Here is an 18,852-nt window from a genome sequence, read left to right on the forward strand (position 1 = left end):
AGGAGGAGCGGTGGGTTCCCAGGACACGTTCACCGCCGGGCACGGGACGGCGGACTCGGCGGTCCCCTCTCCCGTTCCAGGGGCCGACGCGGGCACGAACCCCCGTTTCCTGCGCAGGCTCCGGTTCGCGCGGTGGTGCATCCTGTGGACGCTGGGCTCGCTGGCGCTGATGGTGCCTTTCGCGCCGTTCATGGAACTGCTCCTGTCCGGGGCCCGCTCCGTCGGCTCGGAGGACGGGTTCAGGACCTGGCCTCCCGCGGTGTCCACCGCGGTCGCCCTGCTGTGCGCGCTGCTGTGCCTGTGCATGATCCGGAGCCGGGTGGACGGGAGGAGGATCGCCGACCCCCGGCTCTACTGGGGCTCGCTCGCCCTGCTCCTCCTGGCGTGCCTCCTCATGCAGGTCACTCCGTACGTCTTCCTCACCTGCACGTGTTGGTGGGGGGTGGCGGCCTTCTCCGCCCCCTGGAGGCGTTCCCTCCTCGTCGGCCTCGCCCTGCTGGTGCTGCCCTGGCTGCACCCGTCCGTCACACTGGTGGACATACCCCTCTTCGTGCTGGTGTTCTCCAGCCTGTTCTCAGTGGGCTGGACCCTCGTGATCTGGTTCGTCGCCCTGACCATGTTCCGCCTGTGGGAGGCCACGAACGAGGCTCTGGAGGGGGAGCACGCCCGCACCCGGCTGGCGGTGAGCGAGGAGCGGCTCCGGTTCGCCCAGGACATGCAGGGGGTGATCGGCCAGGGCCTGACCACGCTCGCTGTCAGGGCCAGACGGGCCGAACTGCTGCTGGAGAGCGATCCGGCGGGCTCCGCGGCCGAGATCGAGGAGGTCCACGAACTGGCCCGCAGGGTGCTCCAGCAGGTGAGGTCGGCGGTCAGCGGCTACCGGGGTGTGGACCTGGCCGCGGAGGTGGAGTCGATCGGTGCGGTCCTGCGCGCCAACGGCACCGAGACCGTCGTCACCGGAACGGCGGCCCCGGAACAGTTCCCGGCCGCGGCCGGAATCGCCGCCTGGGTGGTGCGCGAGGGGGCCACCAACATCCTGCGGCACAGCGACGCCCGCCGCTGCCGGATCTCCTTCTCCGTGGACGGGGAAGCCGGGCACGGGGGGAGGGCACTGGTGGTCGAGGTGTCCAACGACCGGGCGCGCGGCGGCCCGGAGGACGGCGCGGCCTCGGCCAGCGGTCTGGCCGGGCTCTCCGAACGTGTCGTACGGGAGGGTGGCACACTGTCGGCGAACCGTACCCACGACGGCGGTTTCCTGCTCAGAGCCGTCCTCCCGCTGCCCGACGGGACCCGACACACCGAGGAGTCACGTTGAGCGATCACGGCACGCCCTCCGCCGAGTACACGGCCTCCGACCGGGAGGGCGACCGCAGGGTCCGCTTCGCCCGGCGCATCGTCATCGTCTCGGTGGGCTTCACCGCGCTGCTCGTCGTGGGGATGCCCCTGGTGGACGTCGTCACGGCCGCGGCCTCGGACTGGCCCCTGTGGCGCTCCCTGACCGGGGTGGTCGCCTCCGTGCCGATCGCCGTGCTGCTGATCGTGATGCTCCGGGCCAGGCTGGACGGTCGGCGCAAGCCGGACCCGCGCGCCTACTGGACCTCGCTCGGCCTGATCGTCGTGGTCGTCCTGTGCCTCCAGGAGCCGATCAACACCGTGTTCTTCCTGGCCGCGTGGTGGGGGACCGGGGTCTTCCTCGCCCCGCGCAGGCGCAGCGCGTACGTCACAGCCGCCCTGCTGGCGCTGCCCTGGCTCGCGGTCCCGTTCTACGGGTTCGAGACGCAGTTCCAGCCGCTCCTCTACCTGCTGGTGTGGCTGGTGATGGTCTTCAGCGGGCTGATGTTCGCCGGGGCCTCGCTCTCCATGATCTGGCTGTGGGACATCAGCCGCGAGGCCGTCGCGGGACAGCGGGCCCGCGCCCAGCTCGCGGTGAGCGAGGAGCGGCTCCGCTTCGCCCGCGACATGCACGACCTGCTCGGGCACAGCCTCTCCGCGCTCGCGGTCAAGGCCCAGCTGGCCGGACGGCTCGTGGAGCGGGACCCCGAGCGGGCGGGCGCGGAGATGGCGGAGGTGCAGGTGCTCGCCAGACAGGCGCTCCAACAGGTGAGGTCGGCGGTCAGCGGCTACCGGGAGGTCGACCTGGCGGGCGAGACGGAGGCCGTCCGCGCGGTGCTCGACGCGGGGGGAACCAGGGCGGTCGCCACCGGGCTGGAGGGGCTGGACCTGCCGCCGCGGACCGCCGCGCTCGCCGCCTGGGTGGTGCGCGAGGGCGGCACGAACGTCCTGCGGCACAGCGACGCCAACGAGTGCCAGATCAGCTTCACCCTCGCCCGCGACAGCGCCGTGGGCCCCCGGACCCTCGTGGTCGAGGTGTTCAACGACCGCGCCCGGGGCGGCGGCCAGGACGGGAGGGAGTCGGGCAACGGGCTCGCCGGTCTGTCCGAGCGGGTCGCCATGGGCGGCGGCACCCTCTCCGCGGCCCGCACTCCGGAGGGGGGCTTCCTGCTCCGCGCCGTCCTGCCGCTCTGACGTGCCGCTTCAGCGCGTGCCCACCGAGTCGAAGGCCGCGTCGATGTCCTCGCTGGCGCCCTCCCCGCCCGCGGTGTTCACCCCGAGCATGAACGCGCCCCGGCCGTCGTCCAGCTCCACGATCACGAAGCGGCCGTAGGTGTCCCCCGAGTCGCTGCCCATGGTCGCCCCGAAGGCGGGCAGCCCGTCCACGTCGGTCTGCCCGGAGGGCTCGGCCCACACGCCGCCCTCGGCGGCCAGGTCGGCGGCCAAGTCCACGGCCAGTCGCACCCCGGCCACCGCGATCGGCTCCACCGAACCGAGTTCCTCGGTGCCGGTGACGATGACCGCGTCCGGGTCCTCGGCCGGGCCGAGGACCGCGTAGGAGGTGTACTCCGAGGGGACCTCCCCGTCGCCGAGTCTGTGCCACTCCTCACCGGGGAGTTCGTAGGCCAGTCCGGCCGGGGGGTCCGCGGCGGTGTCCCCGCCGTCCGCCGGGTCCCGCGGGGTGTCCTCCGTGTCCCCTGCGCCGCCTCCGCCGTCGGCCGCGTCGCCGCCCTCCTCGGCGGACTCCGGAGCCGAACCGGACAGGGGCCCGCCGTCGGAGAGGAACCAGCCGAGTCCGGCCGCGGTGGCCAGCAGGAAGGCGAAGGTCACGACGAGGGCGATGGTGAGGGTGACCCGACGGGCGTTGTCGGGCTCGCGGCCGTCCGTGCGGGGGCGCGGACCGACGCGGTGTCGGTCGCCGCGGTCCGGCCTGTCCGGTCCTGGTGGCATCAGGGGCTCCTGTGTGCTGCTGGGGGGTTCCCGGGGGCCGGGGCCCACAGAAGCACTACCCAGACCGGGGCGCGCGGAGACGGGCCGCCGTGGCCGGATCGGGCCGCCACCGGACAGCGCGGTCGGTCAGCTCGGTTGGGCAGTGCGAATGGACAACGCGGCCGGGTGGCGCCGCCCGGCAGCGCGGATGGACGACGCGGTCGCGGGCGGCGCGGTCAGCCGGTGCGGCCGGACTCCGTCCCCCCGGGCAGGCCGGAGGGGCCTCCCGGCCGTGGGCGGGGAGGGGACGGACGGCCTCAGACGTGCCAGGGGGCGAGGGGCAGCGGGGACCACAGGACGTGGGGCTCGGGCACGTCGCGGGGCGCGGGCAGCACCGCGGGCGGCAGCCGGTACTCGGCCGGGAGCGGATCGGTGGACCACGAGCGCCGCGTGCCGGGGTCCTCGTCGCGCGGTCGGACGACGTGGCCGGGCACGGGGCCCGCCGCCCGGGGAGGCTGCTCGGGGACCGGGTCGTGGACGTTCGCCGTCCCGTCGGCGGGTCCGGACCCGCCGCGGGGAAGGGGGCCGCCGGGACGGGCCGCTTCGGCGGGGACCGCGGGCGTCCCGGACAGCCCGAGCACCCGGTCGATCTCCTCGGGGCTGAGCGGGCGGTCGGCGTCGGCCACCGCGATGAGCACCTCGGCGTACAGTTCGATCTCGTCCAGCGCGACGTGGTCGTGGAGGTGGTCGTGCAGGTCGAGGCTGTGGTTCACGTGAGCTCACCCCCTGAGACAACGGTGTCGCGGCAGGACGGGACACCCCGCGCCGGAGTGCCGTGGGTACGGGTGCGACGGATCCGGACCCACGCGGACGTGAGGAGTACCAGGCTACGCGCAGGGCGGGCCGGTGCGCATGACCCGTGAGGACCAGGCGGCGGAGTCACCCGGGTTAGCCAGGAGGGGGCCCCACCTGGGCGGGCGCGGTGCTTTCGGGCCACCGCGCCGGGTGCCCCGGGCACGACTTTCGTCCCCACCCGGCGTGGCGCTAGGCCCAGGTGACGTCCTGGTGCTGGGCGGCGAGCGCCGCGTAGTGGGCCGGAGTGTGCTGGAGCACCAGCCGGTCGTTGTCGTTGAGCTCACGCACCACCTTGCCGGGCACCCCCGCCCACAGCGTGTCCGGCGGGACGGTCTTGCCCGGCGGCACGAGGGAGCCCGCCGCGACCAGGGCGCCCCGGCCGACGCGGGCGCCGCCCAGCACGATGGCGCCGATGCCGATGAGCGCGCCCTCCTCCACGACCGCGCCGTGCACCATCGCCTTGTGGCCAAGGCTCACGTCGTCGTGCAGGATCACGGGCTCACCGGGATCGGAGTGCAGGCCGCACTGGTCCTGGATGTTGACCCGGTCACCGACGACGACGTCCTCGGTGTCGGCGCGCAGCACCGACCCGTACCACACGCTGCTCCGGGCGCCCAGGCGCACGCGGCCGACCACCACCGCGCCGGGCGCGATCCACGCGCTCGGGTGGACCTCCGGTCGTCCGAAGTCCGCTCCGCCCACGCGGGGCCCCGCGGGCCCGCCTTCCGTGCGGCCGTTGTCCATCTCGTGGCCCTCCCTGCGTCTCGTACCGCCGTGTCCGTCTCCCCCGGGAGGGGGCGGATCAGCGGGAAGTTGACCGCTCTGCCCCCGTACGGGGATGATCGCGCATACCTTAGTAAGAACGTGACCGGGGTCCGCACGGCGATGTCCGGTCGGGGATCTTGACGCGGCCGCGCCGCGCGTGTCTACCTTGGTCGCCTGGACGGTGTCCACGGCGTTACGCTCCGCTCCCGACCGGTGCCCCCAGGCGGTCGAGCCGGTATGCAGAAAAGGGCACTATCGGGCGTATGTCGCTAACGAGACCGGTCAGGTGTCGTGGTGACAATGGGTACGGGTCAACTCGCACCTTCTGCGTCGTACAGTCACAACGGTGTAAGGACATGAAGGGCACATGAGCGATATGTTGCCGGGCGGCGGACTCCAGCAGGACAGGTTTCCGACGGTGCGCAAGGGCGGCTACGACAAGGCGCACGTCGACGACTACTTCGTGCGGACGGACAACCAGGTCAAGAGTCTGCGCGAGCGCCTCCAGCGGCTGGACGACGAGCTGGAGCAGTACAAGCGCGACCTCGCCATCGCCCGCGAGAAGGCGCAGGTCAAGCCGGAGCACGAGCAGATCAGCGAGCGCATGGCCGAGATCCTGCGCATCGCCGAGGAGGAGGCCCAGGAGCGCCGCTCCAAGGTCGAGTCCGAGGTGAAGGAGGCCGAGAAGAAGGCCCAGGACGAGATCGCCAAGTACCGCAAGGACGCCGAGGAGCACGCCGAGCGGATCCTGTCCTCCGCGCGCTCGGAGGCCCACTCGATGGTCGACAGCGCCAAGAAGGAGTCCGACCAGCTCCGGGAACAGGCCAAGCAGGAGGGCGAGCGCCGCCTGAACGAGGCCGAGGCGCGCGCGAAGAAGATCCACGACACCGCGGACCGCAGGCTCGCCACCCTCACCGCCACGCACGCCGAGGCGCTGCGCCGCCTCAAGGACATGCACTCGACCCTGGCCGACCTGGTCGCGGCCGAGGACAAGGCGGGCGCGCTGGAGAGCGGGCTCTCCCGCGACGAGGTGGCCGCCGCGTCCGCCCCGGCCAAGCCGGCCCCGGCCAAGCCCGCCGCGGCGGCCAAGGCCCCCGAGCGCGCCGCGGAGCCCTCCCGGCCCCAGCCCCGCCCCGAGGCGGCCGCGCCCGCTCCGGCCAAGCCGGCCCCGGACGCGCCCGGGGACAAGGACGAGGCCACCACCAAGCTGCCTCCGCTCCAGCAGCAGCCGGACGAGGCGACCGTGCGCATCAGGCCGGTGGCCAAGCCGGAGCAGACCGGCCAGGACCCGGCGGGGAACTCCTCGCCGAAGGACCAGGCCCAGTCCGCTCCCCGCCCCCCGCAGGGCGCCCGCTTCACCGGTCCCGCCCCCGAGGGCGACCAGAAGCCGCAGCCCGGCCCGCAGCAGGGCCAGGCGGGTCCGCAGCAGCCGCAGTCCGGTCCGCAGCAGGGCCAGAAGGGCCAGGAGCAGGGCGGCGATCCGGGCATCACCGGTATCTACCGCCACCCGGAGTCCGGCCACAACCAGCCACCCAAGGGCGAGGACGGCGTCCGGGTCATCCGCAAGCCCTGACCCCGCGGTTCCGCCCGGACGGGAGCGCCCGGGGAGCCCTCCCCGGCCAGTCCTCTCCGGGCCCGCGGCGAGCCCTCGCGGCGCACCGGTCCGGAACGCGATCCGGGGGTGGGGACCACGTCCCCGCCCCCGGCGTTTTGTGGCCCGATGTAGGGTGACGTCCGCCTTGTCGCAGGCTGTCGGCTACGATGCCGACAGCCATGATTATCCGCGCGGCCATCCGGTCGGACCTCGGTGCGATTCTGCGTCTTCTCAGGGAACTCGGCGACACCACCCACGCGCAGAGCGCGCACGTTCGCATGTCCTCCGCCGCCGTACGCGCCTGGACGCGGATGGAGAACGACCCCGACCGCACGATCCTCGTCGCCGAGCAACGCGGCCAGATCATCGGCACCCTGGACCTGCTGGTCGTGGCCAACCTGACCCACGACGCCCAGCCCTGGGCCGTGGTGGACAACCTCGTGGTCGACCCCCTGGCCCGGGGCCGGGGCATCGGCCGGGCGCTCATGGAGGACGCGCTCGACCGCGCCACGCGGGCCGGGTGCTACAAGGTGGAGCTGCTGGCGCACGAGAACGGCCAGGACGTCCACCGGTTCCACACCGCGCTGGGCTTCGACAGCTCCGCCGAGGGCTTCCGCCGCTACCTGTGACCCGCGGGCGTCAGCGCTTGGCCGCCGAGCCCCCGCTCAGCGGCACACCCCGCATGAACACCACGGTGACCAGCCCGATCACGGCGATCGGGATCCCCGCCAGGAACACGCCCTGCATGGCGTGGTCGAAGGCGCCCACGACCACCTCGCGGACCGGCTCCGGCAGCGAGTGCACCAGTTCGGGGGAGCCCTGCGCGGCCTCGGCCGCCTCCGACAGCCCGACCGACAGCTCCCGCGCCCCCGAGTCGGTCCCGGCCGCGGCGTCCGCCGCCACCCGGGCCCGCGCGTCGGCCGACGCCTGGGCCAGCTCGCCGTTGAGCCGTCCCACCATCACCGCGCCGAACGCGGCCACGCCGGTGGCGCCGCCCAGGTTGCGGAAGAACACGACCGAGGCCGTGCCCGTGGCCATGTCCGCCAGGGGCAGGGCGCTCTGCGTCGCCAGCAGCAGGATCTGCATGCACAGGCCCAGCCCCAGGCCGACCATCACCTGGCCCGCGACCACCGTGGTCAGCCCGGTGTCCAGATAGGCCAGGCTGAGGGCGGCGAACCCGAACAGGCACAGGGCCATGCCCGTGACCGGGTAGGCCTTCCACCGGCCGCTGCCGCCCACCGCGTAGCCGGAGCCGATCGAGGTGAGCAGGAACGAAGCCACCAGCGGCAGCGTCATCAGGCCCGACACGGTCGGCGTCATGCCGTGCACCATCTGGAGGTACTGCGGCATGTAGATGATCAGGCCGAACATCATCATCCCGACGCAGGCCGACCCGAGCGAGGACAGTACGAACGTCCGGTCGCCGAACAGGCGTGCCGGGATGATCGGCTCCCGCGCCCGCCGCTCGACCACCACGGCCGCGGCCGTGAGCAGGAGGGCCCCGGCGCCCAGGGCGTAGGACAGCGGCGAGTTCCACGGGAACTGTGTGCCGCCCAGGCTGAGCAGCACGATCACGGTGCTCGCGGCGCTGAAGATCAGCCCGGCGCCCAGCCAGTCCACGGGCGCGTCGCGGCGGGGGACGAAGGGCATGGTGAACATGAACTGGATGACGACGAAGGCGAACAGGGCCAGCGGCACGGTGATGAGGAAGCACCACCGCCAGCCGAGCGGACTGTCCACCAGGAACCCGCCCACCAGCGGCCCCAGCACGGTGGACACCCCGAACACCATGCCGATGAGTCCGCTGTAGCGGCCGCGCTCGCGGGGCGGGACCACGTCTCCCAGGATGATGTTGGGCAGTGTGGCCAGACCGCCGACGCCCAGCCCCTGGAGGGCGCGGGCCGCGATCAGCCAGTTGATGTCCTGCGCCAGGCCCGCGGCGACCGAGGCCACGATGAAGATGCCCAGGGCCAGCTGGAAGAGGAGCTTGCGCCCCCAGACGTCGGAGAGCTTGCCCCACACGGGGGTGGAGGCCGTCATCGTGAGCAGGGCGGCCGTGGCGACCCAGGCCAGGCGGTCCTGGCCGCCCAGCTCCCCCATGATCGTCGGCAGGGCGGTGCCCACGATGGAGTTGGTGAGCATCGAGGTGAGCATGGCCAGGACCAGGCCGACCATGATGCGGCGCACCACGCGGCGCGAGGGCAGCCCGGGGGCCTCGTCGGCGGCGGAGACGGCCGGGACGTCCGCCGCGGGGGCGTCCCCGGGTGGGGAGTCCGTCAGCGGTGTTTCGGTGAGGGGATCATCGCAGGTCCGCGTCCGCGCGACCGCCCGGGGTTCGACGCCCGGGGGAGTGTCCCCGGCTCCGGCTCCTCCACGCAACGACTGTTCCACACAAGCCCCCGATCACGGACGCACAAAAGGCCCCGCGGCGTGCTGCCGGGGGCGTCGTCCTGTCCTCAGGTATATGTAAACACTGTTGACCTGTCAAATCCATATCTCTCCGCACGTTTCGGTATGCGTCGGTTCTCCGGAAGTGTCAACCTGGAGTACTGACCGCCAGACCGCAGCCGCCAAGGGGTACGCAGATGGACCGTCCGGAGGAAACCGGAGGCGGCCCCGGGCCGACGAGGGGGCGGGAGGCCACCAGAGCCCGCATTCTGGCCAGCGCCAAGGAGCTGTTCACCAACGAGGGCTACGGTTCGGTGTCGTCGAGGATGATCGCCGCGCACGCGGGGGTCAACGTCGCGCTCATCAACCGCTACTTCGGCGCCAAGAGCGGACTGCTGACCGAACTCCTGCGCGAGGACGGCGTCTTCCCGGGGCTGATCGAGGGCGAAACCGCCACCCTCACCCGGCGCCTGGCCGAGCACGCGGTGAGCCGCCTGCACGGCGAGGCCACCGCGCTCCAGCGCGCGCTGGACGACTCCGCGGGCGACCCCGACCTCCAGGCGGTCTACCAGGGGCGGATCACCAGCGCGATGATCGACCCGCTGACGGTCTACCTCGGCGGGAACGACGGCCGGGCGCACGCCTCGCTGCTCTCGGCCGTGATGCTGGGGCTGACCCGGGTGCGCGTGGTCGAGGGGGCCACGGCCCTGCGCGCGCTCGACCGCGACCGGCTCACGGACCGGATCCAGGCGCTGCTGGACCTGTGCATGGACGACTTCGCCGAGGACGACGGGGACGCGCCGGCGAGCCGGTGACCACCGGCGGTCCCGTCCGCCCGGGCGACACGTTTTGCCGGGTCGGCAAAGAACGTCGCGCCCGGCGGACCGCGCGTGGAGAGTGGGGCGCGGAGGTGGTCGACATGACCGGTGAACACGCGGCGGACTCCCTGCCCGAGGAGATGGGCGAGGACTTCTGGAACGAGCGCTACCGCTCACAGGAACGGATCTGGAGCGGCAGGCCCAACCGCCACCTGGTGGCCGAGGCGGCCGACCTCGAACCCGGACGGGCGCTGGACGTGGGCAGCGGCGAGGGCGCCGACGCGATCTGGCTGGCCGAACGCGGCTGGCGGGTGACCGCGCTCGACATCTCGACCGTGGCGCTGGACAGGGGCGCCGCCCACGCCCGAGAGCGGGGCGGGGAGGTGCCCGGGCGCATCACCTGGAAGCGGGCGGACGTGACCCGCTGGTCCCCGGACGAGGACGCGTTCGACCTGGTGACCTCGCAGTTCATGCACCTGCGCGAGCGCTGGCGCGCCCGGTTCTTCGCCGCGCTGGCCTCGGCGGTCGCGCCCGGGGGAGAACTCCTGGTCGTCGCGCACCACCCCCGGGACCTGGAGGAGGGCGTGCCCCGCCCGCCGGACCCGGACCTGTTCTACACGGGCGACGAGGTGGCGGCGGCCCTGCCCCGGGAGGAGTGGACCGTGCTCGCCGACGAGGTCCGCGCGGGGACGGCCGTCCTGGACGGGGAGACCCACACCGTCCACGACCTGGTGGTCCGCGCCCGCCGCGAGGCCTGACCGGAACCGGCCCGCGGCGTCCGGCGGTCGGCCGGGGCCCGCGCGGGCCCCGGCCGACCGGGCGGGGCTCAGTCCCGGAGCTTGGCCACCACGTCGATCTCCACGAGGATGTTCGCCAGGTCCGAACCCACGGTGGTGCGCACGGGGTAGGGGGCGCTGAAGTGCTCCTCGTACACGGCGTTGAACTCCGGGAAGTCCGCCTTGAGGTTCTCCAGGTGGACGGTCGCCTTCACGACGTCGTCCAGCGTCAGGCCGTGCTCGGCGAGCACGGCGGAGATGTTGGCCAGTACCTGGGCGGTCTGCTCGCCCACGGTCGGGGCCACGCGGCCGGTCTCGGGCTCCTGCGGGCCGAAGCCCGCGGTGTACAGGAACCCGCCCGCGACCACTCCCTGGCTGTACGCCCCGGCCGGAGCGGGGGCGTTGTCGGTGCGGACCGCCTTCTTGGACATCCGTGGACTCCTTCGCTGGTCTGCTCCGGCGGCGCGTGCGCGCACCGGTGCCCGTGCCGTTTCACGGGCGCTTTACTGGCAACAAAGTTACCAATTTTCTTCCGGGCAGCGTATCTTGGCCACACCGGACACCGGTCGGCCGCGCGCCGCGCCGGGGTGACCGGTACGTCGAACGGAGGAACAGTGCATTCCGAGACCGTACTCACCGGCGGACTGGTGGTCGACGGCACCGGCGGTCCCTCCCGCCGCGCCGACCTCGTCCTCCGCGACGGCCGCATCGCCCACATCGTCCCACCCGGCGGCGCGCGCACCACGGGCGTCGTCGTGGACGTGGAGGGACTCGCGGTCACCCCGGGGTTCGTCGACATGCACTCCCACTCGGACCTGGCCGTCCTCGCCGACCCCGCGCACGAGGCCAAGACCCTCCAGGGCGTCACCCTGGAGGTCCTGGGCCAGGACGGGCTCGGCTACGCCCCCGTCACCGACGACACCGCCGGGGAGCTGCGCGCCCAGCTCGCCGCGTGGAACGGCCGACCCGACCTCGACCACTCCTGGCGCACCGTCGGCGAGTACCTCGACCGGATCGACGCGGGCGCCCCCGTCAACGCCGCCGTCCTCGTCCCCCAGGGCAACGTGCGCATGGCCGTCCTGGGCGGCGAGGACCGCCCGCCCACCGACGACGAACTCGACCGCATGCGCCGGATCGTCGCCCGGGGCATGGCCGAAGGCGCGCACGGACTGTCCACCGGCCTGACCTACACCCCCGGCATGTACGCCACCGACGACGAGATCGTCGCCCTCCTCGAACCCGTCCGCGCCGCGGGCGGCTACTACTGCCCCCACCACCGCAACTACGGCTCCCGGGTCGTGGAGTCCTACCGCGAGTGCCTGGAGACCGCGCGTCGCGCCCAGGTCGCCCTGCACCTGGCGCACTGCCACGTCAACTTCCCGCAGAACCGGGGCCGCGCCCCCGAGGTCCTGGACGCCATCGACGAGGCCACCGTCCACTACGGCCTCGACGTCACCCTCGACAGCTACCCCTACCGGGCCAGCGCCACCCACCTGGGCGCCCCGCTGCCCAGCTGGGTGCAGGTCGGCGGAACCGCCGCCACCCTGGAGCGCCTGCGCGACGCCCCCACCCGCGCGCGCGTCCTGCGCGAGATCGAGGAGGAGGGCACCGACGGCAACCACGGCGTCCCCATGGACTGGTCCGCCATCGTCGTCACCGGCGTCGCCGACCCCGGGCTGTCCTGGGCCGTCGGATCCTCCGTCGCCGACCTCGCGCGCACGCGCGGCCGACTCCCCGGCGACCTCTACATGGACCTGCTCGTGGCCGACGAGCTGCGCAGCGGCTGCCTGCTCCAGGTGGGCAACGAGGAGAACATCCGCACCATCATGCGACACAGCTCCCACACGGCCGGGAGCGACGGCATCCTCGTCGGCGCCAGGCCGCACCCGCGCGGCTGGGGCACCTTCCCCCGCTACCTGGGCCACTACGTGCGCGAACTCGGCGTGCTCACGCTGGAGGAGTGCGTCCGCCACCTCACCTCCCGGCCCGCGCGTAGACTCGGCCTCACCGACCGCGGCGTCATCCAGGCCGGCGCCGTCGCCGACCTGGTGGTCCTGGACCCCGCCACCGTGGACGCCCTCGCCACCTACGAGGAACCGCGCCTGGCCCCCCGGGGCATCCACCACGTCCTCGTGTCGGGTGACTTCACCGTCCGGGACGGCCGCCGCACCGACCGCCTGCCCGGCCGATCCGTCCGGAGGAACCGCCGATGAGCGAGCACCCGACCCCCGCGGGGAGCGGGCCGACCAGCAGCGCCGACGCCGTCTGCGTCGGCGAGACCATGGCGGTGCTCGCCTCGGCCGAGGCGCTCGCGGCCGGAACGAAGCTGATCGTGGGCACCGGCGGCGCGGAGTCCAACGTGGCGGTCGCCCTGACGGCCCTGGGGCACACCGCCGCCTGGGTCAGCCGCGTCGGCGACGACCCCTTCGGCCGCATCGTCACCGGTGCCGTCGCCGGGTGCGGCGCGGACGTGACCGGCGTGGAGGTGGACCCCGAGCGCCCCACCGGCCTGTACGTCAAGGACACCGGCCCCGGCGGCGCGGGCGTGCTGTACTACCGCGCCGGCTCGGCCGCCTCCGCGCTGTCGGCCGCCGACGCCGAGCGGGTGTGGGCGCGCGACCCCCGGGTGATCCACCTGTCCGGCATCACCCCGGCCCTGTCCGCGCGCGCCGCGGCGCTCGTGGAGCACCTGCTGGACCGGCGGACCGGGAACGGCGCGCTGCGCTCCTTCGACGTCAACCACCGGCCCGCGCTGTGGGGGGCCAGGACCGCCGCGCCGGTGCTGCTCGACCTGGCCCGCCGCGCCGACGTGGTCTTCGTGGGCCGGGACGAGGCCGAGCGGCTGTGGGGCACCCCGGCGGCCGAGGACGTGCGGGCGGTGCTGCCCGAGGTGCCGGTCCTGGTGGTCAAGGACGCCGAACACGGCGCGACCTGCTTCGACTCCGAGGGGGCGGTGTTCGTGCCGTCCCCGCCGGTGGACGTGGTCGAGGCGGTGGGCGCGGGCGACGCGTTCGCCGCCGGTTTCCTGTCCGGCCTGCTGGACGGACTGTCCGTGGAACAGCGGCTGGGCCTGGGCCACGCGGTCGCGGGCGCGGTGCTGCGCTCTCCCGGGGACGTCCTGGAGGCCCTGCCCGCGGACGTCGCCCGGATCCGCGGCTCCGCGGGGGCCTGAGCGCCCGCCCCGGCCCTCAGCCGATGACGATGGCGCCCGCCAGGACCGGGTCGCCGAAGCTCACCGAGCCGTGTCCGGAGGCCAGCGCGCGGCTGCCCTGGCAGCTCGTGCCCGCGAAGAGCGCGAACTTGACCCTGCTCTCCGTGGAGATCCCGGTGACGCCCCCCTGCCCCGTCTTGAGGGTGCGGCAGCCCCCGTTCTCCACGGTCTGCTGGTAGCCGGACTCGAAGGTGACCCGGACCGGGGGAGCCTGGTCCTGTCTGCTCGACAGCCCGGCGATCGCTCCGGCGATGGTGGCGGACATGGTGGCGAGGTTCGCAGGGCGGATCGGCACGGTAACTCTCCTTCTCTGCCGGCCCGCACGGGGCGCCCGGCGAGCACGGAGTTGGTTACTCTGTGTCATTTAGCTACAGCTTCACGAGAACCGAGAGGAGCCCCGGCGGAGTGTCGGCGGATTTCTGCGCCCGTCGGCCGCCGCTGCCGCACGCCCCGGGGCGCGGCCGGGCGTTGTGGGGGCGCCGCCGCCGCGCGTAGAATGCGGTTCGACCGGAACGGGGAGGTGAGGGCGCCGTGAGCCTCCTTCTCGCGTTCTTCGAGTTCCTGATGCTGGGCGTGGTCCCCGCCGAACTCCTGCCGGTCCCCGGCTCCCTGGCGCTGCTGGTCGCCGCCGTCGGCGCGGCCGTCGCCTGGTACGTCCTGCGCGGCACCTGGGCCTGCCCGGCGCGCGACGCCGCCGCGGGCGCGGTGCGCGCGATGCGCCGCAGGTCCGCGCGCCTGCCCGTACTCACCCTGTGTGACCCCGACGCGGCGGGACGGCCCCGTCCCAGAGCCCCCGGCGCGGCCCTTCCGGCCGCTCGCTGACCCCTTCTCCGACATGCTCGCGCGTGCGCGCACGCGCCGCGCCCCGGATGTGTGCTCCGCCCCGTGCGGGCGCGGTCACGAGCGGCCCGACGTCTGTTCCCCTCCCACCGGACGAAGGGCCTTCCCGCCTTGTACAGCCTCGGGCCGATCGCGGCCGCCATGACCCTGCTCTCGACCGTCCTGTCCGCCCTCACCTCACTGCTCACCCCCCTCACCGGAAGCCTGGCCGCCGGGCTGGCCGTCGTCGCCCTGACCGTGGTCGTGCGCCTCCTGCTCGTCCCCCTCGGGGTGGTGCAGGTCCGCGCCGAGAAGGCCCGCGCGCGCCTGGCCCCGCAGCTGGCGAAGATCACCGCCCGGCACCGCGGGAACCCCGAACGGCTCGTCGCCGAACAGCGCCGGGTCTACGCCGAGGCGGGCACCTCCCCGCTGGCGGGCTGCCTGCCCTCCCTCGCCCAGGTCCCCGTCATGATCGCCCTCTACGGCGTGTTCATCGGAGCGGGGAGCGGTGAGGAGGAGATGCTCGCGCACACCTTCGGCGGCGTCGAACTGGGCGCGACCCTGACGGGCGGCGCGGGCGGGGCGGCCGTGTTCGCCGCGCTCCTGGCCCTGATCGCCCTCGTGGCCTGGGCCAACCGCCGCTACCTCATGCTGCCCGCGATGCGGGCGGGCGCCGAGGCCGACCCGGGCCGGCCCCAGCTCCCCGGCCTCCTGACCTACATGCAGTTCACGACCGTGGCGGTCGCCGCGTTCGTGCCGCTGGCGGCGGGGCTGTACCTGCTGACCTCCAGTGCGTGGGCGCTGGGGGAGCGGCTCCTGCTGCGCCGGGTCGTCCCGGACTGAGCCGTGGCGCGGTCCCCGGACCGGACCGGGGACCGCCGGTCCGTCAGAAGTCCACGCTGACGCAGGCCAGGCGGTCGCCCGCGGTGCCCGCCTCGCCCTCGCCGGTGTGGGTGTGGTGCTCGTGCAGCACCAGCGACTGGGCCTCGCCCTCGCGGAACTCCCAGTCCACCGTGCTGGTCGCGCGGGCGTTGCCGTCGTCGTCGGTGGTGAAGTCCAGCCAGACCTCGTTCTCGGGGTTGGCGTAGGCGGGGTCGCTGGAGGGCTCGTCCTCGGTGGCGGCCGGGTCGAGCTCGTTCTGGTAGTGGGGGCCCGCGTCGGCCGGGTCGTCGCCGCAGGGCCGGGTGTGCACGTGGGCGCCGAAGTCGCGGCCCCCCTCCAGGCTGGTGCCGGTGAACTGCACGTGGGTCTGCCCGTCCTGGGCGCGCACCTGCACGTCGGAAGTGGCGCCCTCGGGCACGGCGGTCTCGTCGTAGGTGATGGCGCCCGCGCCCTCGCCGGGCGGCAGGAAGATCGAAGCGGTCACGCTGGGGGAGGCGCTGGGCGTGGTCTGCGGGGACTCCTGGGAGGCCGAGCCGCCGTCCTCGGCGGTATCGGGCTGCGCGCATCCGGCGGCGAGGGTCGCGGTCAGGGCCAGGCCGACGGCGAACGGTGTGATGCGCATGACGGAACTCCCGGTTGCTCTCAACGGACGCCCGCAAGACTACCCAAGGTACCCGAGGGATGACTAGGCGTGCGGAACGCGATCTGTCGGGGGCGGGAAGGGTGACCTGAGCGTGAAGGCCTCGGGGGTGGGGCCTTCGGCGCGCAACAGGTCCAGGCGCCTTCCGGCCTCCTCGACAGTGGGGATCGTACCGCTGGGAATCCACCACAGGACCAGATACGCCTCCCGCAGGTGCTCGAACCACTCCCGGCGTCCGCGCAGCAGCTCCAGGTGCTCACTGCGGTAGGTGAAGTTCCACAGCGACTCCACGTCCCGCCAGACGGAGTAGTTGATCAGGAGGGCGCCGCCGAAGGGCCGCAGGCCGGTGGCGTCCTCCTTGCCCTCCTCCACCAGCCGCCACACGAACCCCGGGGCGCTGTCGGCCAGCGCGTTGATCGGGTCGATGCGGGCGGTGAAACCCGCCATGGAGGGGTCGTCGAGGGGGGCCTTGAGGATGCCGACGTTGATCTGGGCCAGGTGGTACCCGGAGGGGGAGGTCTCGTTCACGGGACACAGCACACCACGGCCGGTCTTCTATGTCAATGTCCGTTGTTTTTGGAAATCACCACGCAGCACCGGCCCGGACGGGCGTCCATCCGGGCCCCCGCACCGTCCTCGCCGCGCCCCTCCAACAGGCCGCGCAGCAGTTCCAGGTTGAGTCCGCAGGCGAGCGGGGGGAAGGCGCGCGCCAGGGTGTGGAAGGGGCAGTTGAGCAGCCGCACGCCGCCGTCCTCCCCCGGGGCCTTGTCCGGCCCGGAGCCGCCCCCCGGAGCGCGGGCCGCCCCCTCCTCGGGCTCGTAGCCCCGGGCGCGCAGCAGGTCCACCAAGGGCTCCTCCCGGTGTTCCGCGCCGATGCGGCGGCCCTCCTCGCGGGCGGCGGCGTGCAGGGCCTCCTCGGCCCCGTGCCGCTCCACCGCCTCCGCGAGCACGTGCGCGGCCAGCTCGTAGTCCCTCGGCGGCAGGTGCAGCGACAGCTCCCGGTCCGCGCGCCGGTACAGCTTGGCCGGACGGCCCGACCCCGGCCCCTCGCGGCCGCTCACCTTGCGGCGGGCCACCTCCAGCAGTCCCGCGTCCGCCAGCCGGTCCAGGTGGTGCGCGGCCAGGGTGCGCTGGATGCCGAGGGCGTCCGCGGCCTGGCCGCGGCTGACCTCTCCGTGCGCCGCCGCCACGTACTCGTACAGCCTGCGGCGCACGGGGTCGGCGAGGGCCTGCGCGGCGTCGATCGAGGAGTCGTCCATGCCCCCATTGTCCGCGCGGCCCGACACCGCCCTCCCCCCGGCGGGGTCCGGCGGGACGGGCACCGTCGCGGACAGCGGGCCGCCGCCCGCGGCCCTCCCCGGTGGAGAAGCCGGGAGGGCGGCGCCGCGCCGCTACCCCCGGCCCCTCCAGCGCGACCGGAGCCGCGGTTCACCTGCGGGCACGGCGGGCCCCCGGCCCGGGGAGCGTCATGCGGGGTCGGGGCGCTTCCCCTCGTGCTCCGCCTCCCCTGGCGGGTCCGCCGAAGGCGTCCCGCAGCCGGTGCCCGGTGTTCGTGTAGAGCCGGGGAGGTCCCTGGACCCGCTCCGAGGTCCGCCGGTCCTCCATGCCCGCCTCGGCCAGGTCGGCGCGAGCACCGGCGAGCTGGGCGCTCAGCTCCAGCGGCCGCACCGCCGCGCGGAACAGCTCCCCGCTCACGGAGGGCGCGGCCCCGCGGCCGGGCCTCAGCGAACGGAGCACCTCGCGGACGCGCCCGGCGTAGGCCTTCCGCAGCGCGTGCCGGGCGACGCGGAAGGCCGTCGCGTACGCCTCCGTCGACTTGAGGTTGTCGACGTAGCGCAGGGCCGCCTCCAGAGTTCGCGGGTCGCTGTGCCCGTACAGCCGGACGGAGGAGAGGTAGACGCCCTCCCGCAGCCCCTCGGCCGCGTGCGGAGCGGTCCGTGCCTCCAGCAGCTCGGCGAGCGTCGTCTGGTTGAGGAGGGAGAGGAAGCCGGGCTCCTGGTGGGACATGCGGTCGGCTATCTCCCAGGAGACGACCTCCGCCTTCGCGTGGTCCTCGTCCCCGAGGTGCCGCCGGAGCAGCTCGAAGAGCCGGTCGGTGCTCTGGAACTCCGGCCGGTGGACGCCGTTCGTGGACCGGCCGTCCCGGTGGAACCCGGCCAGCTCCCGGGCGCGCCGGGCCCGCTCGGCGGCCACGGCGTTCGCGGCGTGCACGGACCTGCGTTCCCGCGCGACCCGGCTCGCCTCCGCGTGGACGTCCTCCGCCCCCTCGATGCGCAGGGCCGCCTCCTGGCACGCCCGGGCCGCCTCCGCGCGGCCCGGGTCCGCGGCGAACCCCTCGACCGCGGACACGTACGCCCGGAGCGCGTCATGGGGGCGGCCCGCCTGCTCCAACAGGCCCGCCACCACGTACTCGGTCTCCGCGCGCCTCGTGCGGGTCTCGCGGCTCAGGGGGTCCTCCAGCCGTGCCCGCTCGGCGTGGACGGCCGCCGCGGCCAGCGGGTCGCCCACGCTCAGCAGGGCGTCGGCCAGCGCCCGCAGATCGTCCGGCCTGCGGAGGTCGTAGCGGAAGACCCCTCTGCGTGCGTGCTCCGGCGTCTGCGCCGCGTCCGGGTGCGTGCCGCGCCAGGCGTCGAACGCGCTCTGGAGAACGTCCCGGGAGATCCCGGAGAAGGGGGTGTGCCGGTCGAGCCGTTCGGCGTACGCCGCCGCGAGCGCGGTGAGCGCGTCGGTCGGCGGATGAGTCTCCTGCACGGGGGGTCCAATCCGTCCGGTGGGGTCCGGGCAGGGGCAGCCCCGGCACGTGATGAGGGGATGATAGCCACGGGGGCGCCCGCGCGCCCCGG

The 18,852-nt window shown here is 74.1% G+C and carries 20 protein-coding genes; 10 read left to right on the forward strand and 10 right to left on the reverse strand.

Annotated features, from left to right (window positions below; translation table 11 throughout):
- Positions 1 to 10: 10 nt before the first annotated feature.
- Together UIS43_RS19510 and UIS43_RS19515 are read left to right on the forward strand one after the other, a co-directional pair.
- Entirely contained in the window at positions 11 to 1,315 is a 1,305-nt protein-coding gene (locus UIS43_RS19510) for a sensor histidine kinase (RefSeq protein WP_370011180.1), read from the forward strand.
- Positions 1,312 to 2,526, forward strand: a complete 1,215-nt coding sequence (locus tag UIS43_RS19515) for a sensor histidine kinase (RefSeq protein ID WP_013156466.1) — start codon at positions 1,312 to 1,314, stop codon at positions 2,524 to 2,526. Before UIS43_RS19510 ends, UIS43_RS19515 begins: the two co-directional genes overlap by 4 nt.
- 9 nt (positions 2,527 to 2,535) lie before the next feature.
- On the opposite strand, the gene UIS43_RS19520 is transcribed toward UIS43_RS19515, so the two are convergent.
- The 3 genes from UIS43_RS19520 to UIS43_RS19530 form a co-directional block, all read right to left on the reverse strand.
- Positions 2,536 to 3,282 carry a hypothetical protein gene (locus UIS43_RS19520; protein WP_071621043.1) on the reverse strand — a complete coding sequence of 249 codons (747 nt, stop codon included), beginning with the start codon at positions 3,280 to 3,282 and terminating at the stop codon, positions 2,536 to 2,538.
- A gap of 296 nt (positions 3,283 to 3,578) precedes the next feature.
- A complete protein-coding gene (locus UIS43_RS19525) occupies positions 3,579 to 4,034 on the reverse strand; it encodes a hypothetical protein (RefSeq protein ID WP_013156468.1) in 456 nt (151 codons plus the stop codon).
- Between the two features lie 271 nt (positions 4,035 to 4,305).
- Entirely contained in the window at positions 4,306 to 4,860 is a 555-nt protein-coding gene (locus UIS43_RS19530) for a gamma carbonic anhydrase family protein (RefSeq protein WP_013156469.1), read from the reverse strand.
- 397 nt (positions 4,861 to 5,257) lie between these two features.
- Here UIS43_RS19530 and UIS43_RS19535 point away from each other — a divergent pair, with 397 nt between their 5' ends.
- Positions 5,258 to 6,454: an ATP synthase F0 subunit B gene (locus UIS43_RS19535; RefSeq protein ID WP_071621044.1), complete on the forward strand. Its 1,197-nt coding sequence runs from the start codon at positions 5,258 to 5,260 to the stop codon at positions 6,452 to 6,454.
- A gap of 200 nt (positions 6,455 to 6,654) precedes the next feature.
- Positions 6,655 to 7,104: a GNAT family N-acetyltransferase gene (locus UIS43_RS19540; protein WP_019609259.1), complete on the forward strand. Its 450-nt coding sequence runs from the start codon at positions 6,655 to 6,657 to the stop codon at positions 7,102 to 7,104.
- A gap of 10 nt (positions 7,105 to 7,114) precedes the next feature.
- Here the strand turns inward: UIS43_RS19540 and UIS43_RS19545 are convergent, their stop codons facing one another.
- Positions 7,115 to 8,854, reverse strand: coding sequence for an MDR family MFS transporter (locus UIS43_RS19545; protein ID WP_370011183.1), 1,740 nt, complete (start codon positions 8,852 to 8,854; stop codon positions 7,115 to 7,117).
- A gap of 206 nt (positions 8,855 to 9,060) precedes the next feature.
- Here UIS43_RS19545 and UIS43_RS19550 point away from each other — a divergent pair, with 206 nt between their 5' ends.
- Both UIS43_RS19550 and UIS43_RS19555 read left to right on the forward strand, forming a co-directional pair.
- Entirely contained in the window at positions 9,061 to 9,678 is a 618-nt protein-coding gene (locus UIS43_RS19550; RefSeq protein ID WP_013156473.1) for a TetR family transcriptional regulator, read from the forward strand.
- Between the two features lie 104 nt (positions 9,679 to 9,782).
- On the forward strand, positions 9,783 to 10,439 hold the full coding sequence (locus UIS43_RS19555; protein WP_013156474.1) for a cyclopropane-fatty-acyl-phospholipid synthase family protein: 657 nt from the start codon (positions 9,783 to 9,785) through the stop codon (positions 10,437 to 10,439).
- Positions 10,440 to 10,507: 68 nt separating this feature from the next.
- Here the strand turns inward: UIS43_RS19555 and UIS43_RS19560 are convergent, their stop codons facing one another.
- Complete coding sequence (locus tag UIS43_RS19560; protein ID WP_013156475.1) at positions 10,508 to 10,888, reverse strand: RidA family protein; 381 nt, start codon at positions 10,886 to 10,888, stop codon at positions 10,508 to 10,510.
- A gap of 183 nt (positions 10,889 to 11,071) precedes the next feature.
- Here UIS43_RS19560 and UIS43_RS19565 point away from each other — a divergent pair, with 183 nt between their 5' ends.
- Positions 11,072 to 12,670: an amidohydrolase family protein gene (locus UIS43_RS19565; RefSeq protein WP_370011187.1), complete on the forward strand. Its 1,599-nt coding sequence runs from the start codon at positions 11,072 to 11,074 to the stop codon at positions 12,668 to 12,670.
- The gene (locus UIS43_RS19570) at positions 12,667 to 13,629 is read left to right on the forward strand and encodes a sugar kinase (protein ID WP_013156477.1); all 963 of its coding nucleotides are present in this window, start codon (positions 12,667 to 12,669) and stop codon (positions 13,627 to 13,629) included. Before UIS43_RS19565 ends, UIS43_RS19570 begins: the two co-directional genes overlap by 4 nt.
- 16 nt (positions 13,630 to 13,645) lie before the next feature.
- On the opposite strand, the gene UIS43_RS19575 is transcribed toward UIS43_RS19570, so the two are convergent.
- Entirely contained in the window at positions 13,646 to 13,963 is a 318-nt protein-coding gene (locus tag UIS43_RS19575; protein ID WP_013156478.1) for a hypothetical protein, read from the reverse strand.
- A 236-nt stretch (positions 13,964 to 14,199) separates the two neighbouring features.
- Here UIS43_RS19575 and UIS43_RS19580 point away from each other — a divergent pair, with 236 nt between their 5' ends.
- Together UIS43_RS19580 and yidC are read left to right on the forward strand one after the other, a co-directional pair.
- Positions 14,200 to 14,490 (forward strand): DUF6412 domain-containing protein, encoded by a 291-nt coding sequence (locus tag UIS43_RS19580; RefSeq protein ID WP_013156479.1) that lies wholly within the window; start codon positions 14,200 to 14,202, stop codon positions 14,488 to 14,490.
- 129 nt (positions 14,491 to 14,619) lie between these two features.
- Positions 14,620 to 15,330: a membrane protein insertase YidC gene (yidC, locus tag UIS43_RS19585; protein WP_013156480.1), complete on the forward strand. Its 711-nt coding sequence runs from the start codon at positions 14,620 to 14,622 to the stop codon at positions 15,328 to 15,330.
- 43 nt (positions 15,331 to 15,373) lie between these two features.
- On the opposite strand, the gene UIS43_RS19590 is transcribed toward yidC, so the two are convergent.
- The 4 genes from UIS43_RS19590 to UIS43_RS19605 all read right to left on the reverse strand — a co-directional run bounded on the left by UIS43_RS19590 (position 15,374) and on the right by UIS43_RS19605 (position 18,760).
- Entirely contained in the window at positions 15,374 to 15,991 is a 618-nt protein-coding gene (locus tag UIS43_RS19590; RefSeq protein WP_013156481.1) for a superoxide dismutase family protein, read from the reverse strand.
- 63 nt (positions 15,992 to 16,054) lie between these two features.
- A complete protein-coding gene (locus UIS43_RS19595) occupies positions 16,055 to 16,549 on the reverse strand; it encodes a DUF3291 domain-containing protein (protein WP_013156482.1) in 495 nt (164 codons plus the stop codon).
- Positions 16,550 to 16,569: 20 nt separating this feature from the next.
- Positions 16,570 to 17,268, reverse strand: a complete 699-nt coding sequence (locus tag UIS43_RS19600) for a helix-turn-helix domain-containing protein (protein ID WP_358169419.1) — start codon at positions 17,266 to 17,268, stop codon at positions 16,570 to 16,572.
- 169 nt (positions 17,269 to 17,437) lie between these two features.
- On the reverse strand, positions 17,438 to 18,760 hold the full coding sequence (locus UIS43_RS19605; protein WP_013156484.1) for a hypothetical protein: 1,323 nt from the start codon (positions 18,758 to 18,760) through the stop codon (positions 17,438 to 17,440).
- Between the last annotated feature and the right edge of the window lie 92 nt (positions 18,761 to 18,852).

It is taken from the genome of Nocardiopsis sp. LDBS0036 (assembly GCF_041228755.1).
Classification (GTDB): Bacteria; Actinomycetota; Actinomycetes; order Streptosporangiales; family Streptosporangiaceae; genus Nocardiopsis; species Nocardiopsis dassonvillei.

What these genes read in the sequence shown, in the direction of transcription:
- UIS43_RS19590 (WP_013156481.1), bottom strand. Translation starts at nt 15,991, where the DNA reads ATGCGCATCACACCGTTCGCCGTCGGCCTGGCCCTGACCGCGACCCTC.
- UIS43_RS19570 (WP_013156477.1), top strand. Translation starts at nt 12,667, where the DNA reads ATGAGCGAGCACCCGACCCCCGCGGGGAGCGGGCCGACCAGCAGCGCC.
- UIS43_RS19535 (WP_071621044.1), top strand. Translation starts at nt 5,258, where the DNA reads ATGTTGCCGGGCGGCGGACTCCAGCAGGACAGGTTTCCGACGGTGCGC.
- UIS43_RS19540 (WP_019609259.1), top strand. Translation starts at nt 6,655, where the DNA reads ATGATTATCCGCGCGGCCATCCGGTCGGACCTCGGTGCGATTCTGCGT.
- UIS43_RS19520 (WP_071621043.1), bottom strand. Translation starts at nt 3,282, where the DNA reads ATGCCACCAGGACCGGACAGGCCGGACCGCGGCGACCGACACCGCGTC.
- UIS43_RS19555 (WP_013156474.1), top strand. Translation starts at nt 9,783, where the DNA reads ATGACCGGTGAACACGCGGCGGACTCCCTGCCCGAGGAGATGGGCGAG.
- UIS43_RS19530 (WP_013156469.1), bottom strand. Translation starts at nt 4,860, where the DNA reads ATGGACAACGGCCGCACGGAAGGCGGGCCCGCGGGGCCCCGCGTGGGC.
- UIS43_RS19600 (WP_358169419.1), bottom strand. Translation starts at nt 17,268, where the DNA reads ATGGACGACTCCTCGATCGACGCCGCGCAGGCCCTCGCCGACCCCGTG.
- UIS43_RS19560 (WP_013156475.1), bottom strand. Translation starts at nt 10,888, where the DNA reads ATGTCCAAGAAGGCGGTCCGCACCGACAACGCCCCCGCTCCGGCCGGG.
- UIS43_RS19550 (WP_013156473.1), top strand. Translation starts at nt 9,061, where the DNA reads ATGGACCGTCCGGAGGAAACCGGAGGCGGCCCCGGGCCGACGAGGGGG.